6 protein-coding genes are annotated in these 6967 nt (G+C 68.3%); 1 reads left to right on the forward strand and 5 read right to left on the reverse strand.

Going from position 1 to position 6967, the window contains the following annotated elements; translation table 11 throughout:
• Window positions 1–55: 55 nt before the first annotated feature.
• The 4 genes from VEC04_RS03885 to VEC04_RS03900 all read right to left on the reverse strand — a co-directional run bounded on the left by VEC04_RS03885 (window position 56) and on the right by VEC04_RS03900 (window position 5809).
• Complete coding sequence (locus VEC04_RS03885) at window positions 56–1906, reverse strand: patatin-like phospholipase family protein (RefSeq protein WP_324774026.1); 1851 nt, start codon at window positions 1904–1906, stop codon at window positions 56–58.
• 95 nt (window positions 1907–2001) lie between these two features.
• Window positions 2002–2400, reverse strand: coding sequence for a DUF1489 domain-containing protein (locus tag VEC04_RS03890; protein ID WP_324774028.1), 399 nt, complete (start codon window positions 2398–2400; stop codon window positions 2002–2004).
• A 282-nt stretch (window positions 2401–2682) separates the two neighbouring features.
• Complete coding sequence (locus VEC04_RS03895) at window positions 2683–4578, reverse strand: acetyl/propionyl/methylcrotonyl-CoA carboxylase subunit alpha (protein WP_324774030.1); 1896 nt, start codon at window positions 4576–4578, stop codon at window positions 2683–2685.
• 331 nt (window positions 4579–4909) lie between these two features.
• On the reverse strand, window positions 4910–5809 hold the full coding sequence (locus VEC04_RS03900) for an enoyl-CoA hydratase-related protein (protein WP_324774032.1): 900 nt from the start codon (window positions 5807–5809) through the stop codon (window positions 4910–4912).
• Between the two features lie 65 nt (window positions 5810–5874).
• Here VEC04_RS03900 and VEC04_RS03905 point away from each other — a divergent pair, with 65 nt between their 5' ends.
• A complete protein-coding gene (locus tag VEC04_RS03905; protein WP_324774034.1) occupies window positions 5875–6252 on the forward strand; it encodes a DUF2200 domain-containing protein in 378 nt (125 codons plus the stop codon).
• Window positions 6253–6417: 165 nt separating this feature from the next.
• Here VEC04_RS03905 and VEC04_RS03910 read toward each other — a convergent pair whose 3' ends face one another.
• Window positions 6418–6939 carry a hypothetical protein gene (locus VEC04_RS03910; RefSeq protein ID WP_324774036.1) on the reverse strand — a complete coding sequence of 174 codons (522 nt, stop codon included), beginning with the start codon at window positions 6937–6939 and terminating at the stop codon, window positions 6418–6420.
• Window positions 6940–6967: the final 28 nt, after the last annotated feature.

Below are 6967 nucleotides of genomic sequence, written 5' to 3' on the forward strand. Positions count from 1 at the left end.
GAATGGATGAAGGGGACGGCGCTGCGGCCGTTCCTCGCCGCCTTGCCGGACGAGGTCATGCGGACGGCGTATCTCGACGCACTCGGCGGCCGCCTTTCCGCGGCGTTTCCGCAGCGGCCCGACGGGACGACCCTGATGCCGTTCCCGCGTCTGTTTCTCGTGGCGCGGAGACGCTGAGCGGCGAGCGGCGGCGCAGATGGGTGACCGGCCGGTCGAGGCCCTCCAGCGCCTCGCGGGTGGCGCGGTAGCCCGCATCGACGCCGGGGTCGAAGCCTTTCCAGTCGCGGATGTCGAGGCCGTCCGGGGTGGGCTGGACCAGCAGGTCAGTCGCCGCGCGCGAGCTCTCAAGATCCGCGTCCGTGGTCAGGGTCGCGGAGCGCATCAGGATCGAGACGATCGGCGGGCCGCGGCGCCAGGCGCCGGTGGCGATCAGGCGCCAGATAGAGGGTGGATGCTCGATCACCTCGGGGTCGACGCCGCGCGTCTCGGACATGTCCACGCCGATCACCGGGCCGGCGTTCATGTTGCGCATCACCTCGGCGGGGAGGTTCTTCAGAACGGCGCCGTCGACCAGCACCTGGCCGTCCATGACCACGGGCGGCAGGATCCCGGGAATGGCGATGGAGGCTCGCATGGCGCGCCGCATCAGGCCGCGCCGGTGCACCTCCAGCTTGCCGCTGGTCAGATTGGTCGAGACGGCGAAGAAGGGCCTGTGCAGGTCGGCGAGATCGACGTCGCCGTAGGCCTCTTCCAGCAGGCGGTCGACCTTCTTCGCGCGGGTCATGGCCAGCATGGGAAAGGCGAGGTCGGACAGCGGGTCGCTGACCACGAAGGCCTTGCGGATGCGCGCCTCCAGCTCCTCCTGCGACCAGTTGAGGGCGGGCCCCGCGGCGATGACCGCGCCCATCGAGGCCCCGCCGACGAAGTCGATCGGGACGCCTGCTTCCCTCAGGGCCCTGAGCGCGCCGATGTGCGAATAGGCCCGGGCGCCGCCGCCCGACATGACCACGCCGACGGCCGAGCCGGTGATGACCCGGCCCATGCGTTCGGCGTCGGCTTGGTCGCCCTCGACGGCCTGAAACCAGCGGCCGGGCGAGACGGCGTCGATCCATACGCCGGTGTTGGCCGGATTGGCCATGCGCGGGTCGCGCAGCAGGATCAGGTCGGTGCGGCGCTGGGCGTCGAGCACGCCGGCGTGGGGCAGGGGCCGGTTGGGCGGGGCCATCAGCCCGGCTCCGACGACGAAAACGCGGTCGACCTGCCGGGCGCACAGGGCGGCCCAGGCGGGCTCATCCATCTCGGCGACGTAGAGGACGTAGTCGTGGGCGTCCTCGACCCGGCTAAACCATTCGCTGGCGGAGGACAGGGCGGACTGGTCGATGACCTGGCAGCTGAAGCCGTCCGCCTCGATGGCGGCTGCGATGCGCTCGACGAAGGCGCGGATCGGGCGCGGCCGGGCCGAGATGAAGCCGAACACGCTGGGTTCGCCGCCTCCCGAGCGCCGGTCGCGGGCGCGCTGGATCATCAGGCGGGACAGCTCGACCATCAGGTCGGGTTCGGTGCGAGCGGCCTCGAAGAAGGCGTCGCGGGGCAGGGCCAGCACCTCGGAGTCACGGAGGGCGACGACGTCGGCGGTGTGTTCGGTGCCGGCCAGCATGGCCATTTCGCCGGCCGGCTCGCCCGGGCGGATGACGCCGACGAACAGGGGCGGGCGGTCCGCGTCGACGTTGGGACGGAAGACGCCGAGGCGGCCCGAGCGCAGCAGGTAGAGGGTGTCGGCGGTGTCGCCCTCGGCGAAGAGGGTTTCGCCGCCGGTCAGGGCGAACCAGCTGGCGCGGGTGTTCTTCCCGCCCTCGAAGATGCGGTGCAGGGCGTCCTCGAGGCGGTCGGAGCGGGCGGAGGGCATGCGGGCCAGGGGCTAGGGGCCAGGGATCGGGAATCGGGTGGCGCGGGGATGGTCGCAGGATTGCTCTGCTTCCCCTAGTCCCTGGTCGCCAGACCCTACCAAGCCCCCATCTCCCGCAGCTGGCGGGCCAGGTCGTCGGGCAGGTCGCCGGCCTCCATGGTCGACAGGTCGAGCGGCGCGTCCTTCGGCTCGAGATAGCGCCAGCCCTGGAAGGGACGGCGGGCCTGGGGAGCGGTGCGGATCACCTCGGGCGACAGCTTGATATGGCACATCGAGGCCTTGCCCTCGCCCCGGGTGGCGATGTCGAGGATCGGCATGCGGCAGACCACCGAGCCCTTCATGACCCAGAACAGGGAGCCGCCGTCCTCGAGCTCGGCGGCGCGTTTGGGCGTCATGCGGGTGTGGACGGTCAGCCATTCGCCCTTGGCGGCGCGGCGCTCCAGCGTCTCGACCCGGGCGACGCCGACGCACAGCTTGATCATGTGGAGAGACATGGCGCGGCTTTAGCATCATCCGTGCGCGGGGCGGGAGACTTCGCCGGGCGGCTGGCGTAAATCACGGCGATGAGGATCGGACGACGAATCGTGATGACGGGCGTGGTCAGGCTGGCGAGCCCCTGATCCGTCATCCTCGGGCTTGACCCGAGGATCAGAGGCAAGGGCCGGGCCATGCGCGGAGGACGGCCCGCCAAACGCGCCGCAAGCCCTTCCACCGAGCACCGGACGGTCTGGCCCTCGGGTCAAGCTCGAGGGTGACGGCGGAGAGGAAAGGCGAGCTCAGTCGGCCGCCTTCACCACCGCCAGCACGGTCCCGTCCGTGACCTGATCGCCGACCGTGACGGAGACGGTCTCGACCACGCCGTCGAACGGGGCGACGAGGGCGTGCTCCATCTTCATCGCTTCCAGCACGACGACAGGCTGGCCCTTGGTGGCGGGGTCGCCGGCCTTGGCGGGCGTGGCGACGATCTTGCCGGGCATGGGGGCGCGGAGGGAGCCGTCGGAGGCGGGGCCGGCAGAGGAGCCGCCAGAAACCGGGGCTCGATCCCTGAAGGGATGCGCGACGCCATTCTCAAAACCGATGATCTCGTCCTCGTGGATGATTGTCGTGCGCTGGTAGGACGACCCTTCGGCGGGCACGACGTCACGATGCCCATCGTCCAGCCAGAGGCGGACCGTTCGGATCGGAGCCGCGTTCAGCCTGAAACCACGGGCTCCCGCCAGCGAAGACCAGGCGGAGGTTTCCTCATCGCCCGGCGGCGCGCGGTCGAGCGCGTGGTTGGCGACTTCGGCTAGCAGAATTGGGGACGGCGCGGGGGGCTCAAGCGACGTGGCTTCGGCGGCGATGAACCCCGTATCGACGTCACCCTCGACGAACCGCGGGTGTTCGAGGCAGCGGACGAGGAAGCCGGCGTTGGTCTTCACCGGCCAGACCTCGACACCGGCGCAGGCCTCGGCGAGGGATTCGGCGGCCTCTTCGCGCGTGCCCTCGTGGACGATCAGCTTGGCGATCATCGGGTCGTAGAACTGGCTGACCTCGCCGCCCTCGGTGACGCCGGTGTCGACGCGGACATCCTCCGGTATCCGGAAATGCTCCAGCCGCCCGATGCTGGGCAGGAAGCCGTTGGCGGGGTCCTCCGCATACAGCCGCGCCTCCATGGCCCAGCCGTTCAGGGGGATGTCGGCCTGCTTCAGCGGGATCGGCTCGCCGGCGGCGACGCGCAGCTGCCATTCGACCAGATCGACGCCGGTGATCGCCTCGGTGACGGGGTGTTCGACCTGCAGGCGGGTGTTCATCTCCATGAACCAGATCCGGTCCGCCTTCAGGCCGTCGGAGGCGTCGGCGATGAATTCGATGGTGCCGGCGCCCTCGTAGTTCACCGCGCGGGCGGCGCGGACGGCGGCGTCTGTAACGGCCTGGCGCGTGGCGGCGTCCATGCCGGGGGCGGGGGCCTCCTCGATGACCTTCTGGTGGCGGCGCTGCAGCGAGCAGTCGCGTTCGTGCAGGTGGACGACATTGCCATGGCGGTCGCCGAAGACCTGCACCTCGATGTGGCGCGGGCGGGTGATGTAGCTCTCGATCAGCACGCGGGGGTCGCCGAAGGAGGACTGGCCCTCGCGGCGGGCGGAGGCGAGGCCGTCGGCGAAATCCTCGGGACGATCGACGCGCTTCATCCCCTTGCCGCCGCCGCCGGCGACGGCCTTGATCAGCACGGGGTAGCCGATGCGGGCGGCCTCGGCGGTCAGGGTCTCGTCGGACTGGTCCTCGCCCTGGTAGCCGGGAGTGACCGGCACGCCGGCCTCGATCATCAGCTTCTTGGCGGCGTCCTTGAGGCCCATGGCGCGGATCGAGGCGGGCGGCGGGCCGATCCAGACGAGGCCGGCGGCCATCACGGCCTCGGCGAAGTCGGCGTTCTCGGACAGGAAGCCGTAGCCGGGGTGGATGGCCTCGGCGCCGGTCTGTTTCGCGGCGGCCAGCACCCTGGCGGCGTCGAGATAGGATTCGCGGGACGCGGCAGGGCCGATCACCACGGCCTCGTCGGCCTCGCGGACGTGCAGGGCGCCGGCGTCGGCCTCCGAATAGATGGCGATGGTGCGCAGCCCCATGCGGCGGGCGGTGCGGAACACGCGGCAGGCGATCTCGCCGCGATTGGCGACCAGGACGGATTTGAACATGGGATTTTCTTAGAGGGGCGAGGGGCCAAGGGCTAGGGGCGAGGTAAGGCCTCTCCCTCCCCGTTCGGGGAGGGGGGTCGCGAAGCGACCGGGTGGGGACGGCTGGCGGGGATCGGCGCGGCCTTGCGGCCGCCCCCGCCCGTCCTCGCCTGCGGCTCGGCCACCCTCCCCGAGGGCGGGGAGGGAGAAGCAGGCACGACTCTTCGCCGCTTCGGCCTGAAGCGGGGGGAGGGAGCGGGACAGCCGGGCCTCGCCTTGTGCGGACAGCCGGCGGATTTGCAGCGCGGCATCAGCGTCCTTCTCCCCCGGGGGAGAAGGGACGTGGCGGCGCCTACTCCGCCCAGCCCGGCTTGCGCTTTTCGAGGTAGGCGCGGACGCCTTCCTGGCCTTCGTCGGAGACGCGGGCGTGGGCGATGCGGCGGGCGGTGTCTTCCATCAGACCGTGGTCGAGGCGGTGGCCTGCGACGTGGTGGACGAGGCGTTTGGCGTCGCCGACGGCGCCGGGGGCGCAGGCCTTCATGGAGTCGGCGAAGGCGGTGATGAAGGCGTCGATCTCGTCGGCCGAGCCGAGCACGTGGCCGACCAGGCCGAACTGCTTCGCGGCGTCGGCGTCGAAGGCGTCGGCGGTCATGAACAGGGCGCGGGCGGTGCGGGCGCCGACGGCCTCGACCACATAGGGGGCGATCGTCGCCGGGATCAGGCCCAGCTTGACCTCGGAGAAGGCGAAGCGGGTTCCCTTGACCGCTACGGCCATGTCGCAGGCGGCGACGATGCCGGCCCCGCCGCCCATGGCCGCGCCCTCGACGACGGCCACGGTCAGGGCCGGGACGTCGTGCAGGGCCTTGAGCATCTTCGCCAGACCCATGGCGTCGGAGCGGTTGTCGGCCTCGGACCAGCCGGTGGCGTCGCGCATCCAGCCGAGGTCGGCGCCGGCGCTGAAGGTGCCGCCCGCGCCACGGATGAAGACCACCCGCACATGGTCGGCGCCCTGCAGGGTCTCGAAGGCCTCGTAGAGGGCGGCGATGGTCGGGGCGTCGAAGGCGTTGCGTTTCTCCGGCCGATTGATGGTGACGAAGACCACGCCGTCGGGGGTGGAGCGGATGCGGACCAGGTCGTCGTTGGCGTCCGGCGCCGCGCCGGCCAGCAGCGGATTGGCGATAGCGTTGACCTCCGCCGCCTCCGCCGGGGTGACGTCGAGGGCGTTGAGGTCGGCTTCGGTCGGCTTGGCCATGATGGTCTCCTGAGGCTTCACCGGTATAACGCGTCCGGGACCGAACGGAACATGGAGCGACGCCGATGGCGACCAGCGCGACCGACCGCATCCGCCGGACGAGCGTGGCCAGCGTCCATGTCCACTATGTCGCCAAGGCGGAGAAGAAGGGCCGGACGCGGGCCGAGGTGGACGAGGTCATCCGCTGGCTGACCGGCTATTCGCAGGATCAGCTGGAGGCGCTGCTGGAGGCGAAGACCGATTTCGAGGCCTTCTTCGCCGAGGCGCCGGCGATGAACCCGAACCGGACGCTGATCACGGGGATGATCTGCGGCTATCGCGTGGAGGAGATCGAGGACCCGTTCATGCGCGAGCTGCGGTATCTCGACAAGCTGGTGGACGAGGTGGCCAAGGGGAGGGCGATGGAGAAGGTGCTGCGGAGGCCCGGCGGCCGCGCATTATGAGGGAGCAGCCCGAATACACCGAGATATGGTTATACGATCGAACGCATCTTTGCTTATGAAAGACATATTCGATGAGTTTGTTGATTTGATAAATATGCCGGACTCTGCCGATAGAACTATAACGCCCTCGTGCACGACAATGTCTCCCTTTGAAACTGTTGCGCATCACTTTGCGTGTTCTTTAAATACGTGTGGCTGAGCCGAGCCCACCAAAAATGAAATCACGCAGCCGCAGATAACAATAGAGGTAGCCCGACCAATCCGGCTATTGTTTGTGGCATCATAGTGAGCGCCTATATTGAGAGGTATAGAGCCGGCACTGATCATAACAATCATCAATGGCCATATTCCAAAATTGTAGTCGCGTTCCAATCCCGCTGCGTAGAGCAGGATGCAAACACCCGCGACAATGATCGATATGCACAATACTATTGTCGAAATTGATCCCCATTTCAGGCGAGATGGATAATATCGAACATAGGCGGAGCAAATCACAATAAGTAGTGGAATTACGACTGCAACGATCACGCAAACGACGCCAGATGATGCGATTATCAGGTCGTCGATCCGAATAAGGCCTGAGAAGCCATGCGCGGTAATAAACGTTCCGAATACATAGGCAAAGGATAACGCCAGCCAAAGAGCTGTGAACATAAGTGCATACGCTGGGGTGTGTTCAATTTTCATGACCTACATCCTGAACACGCCGAAGGTC

The sequence above is a fragment of the Brevundimonas sp. genome (assembly GCF_035626535.1).
In the GTDB taxonomy this organism is placed as follows: Bacteria; Pseudomonadota; Alphaproteobacteria; order Caulobacterales; family Caulobacteraceae; genus Brevundimonas.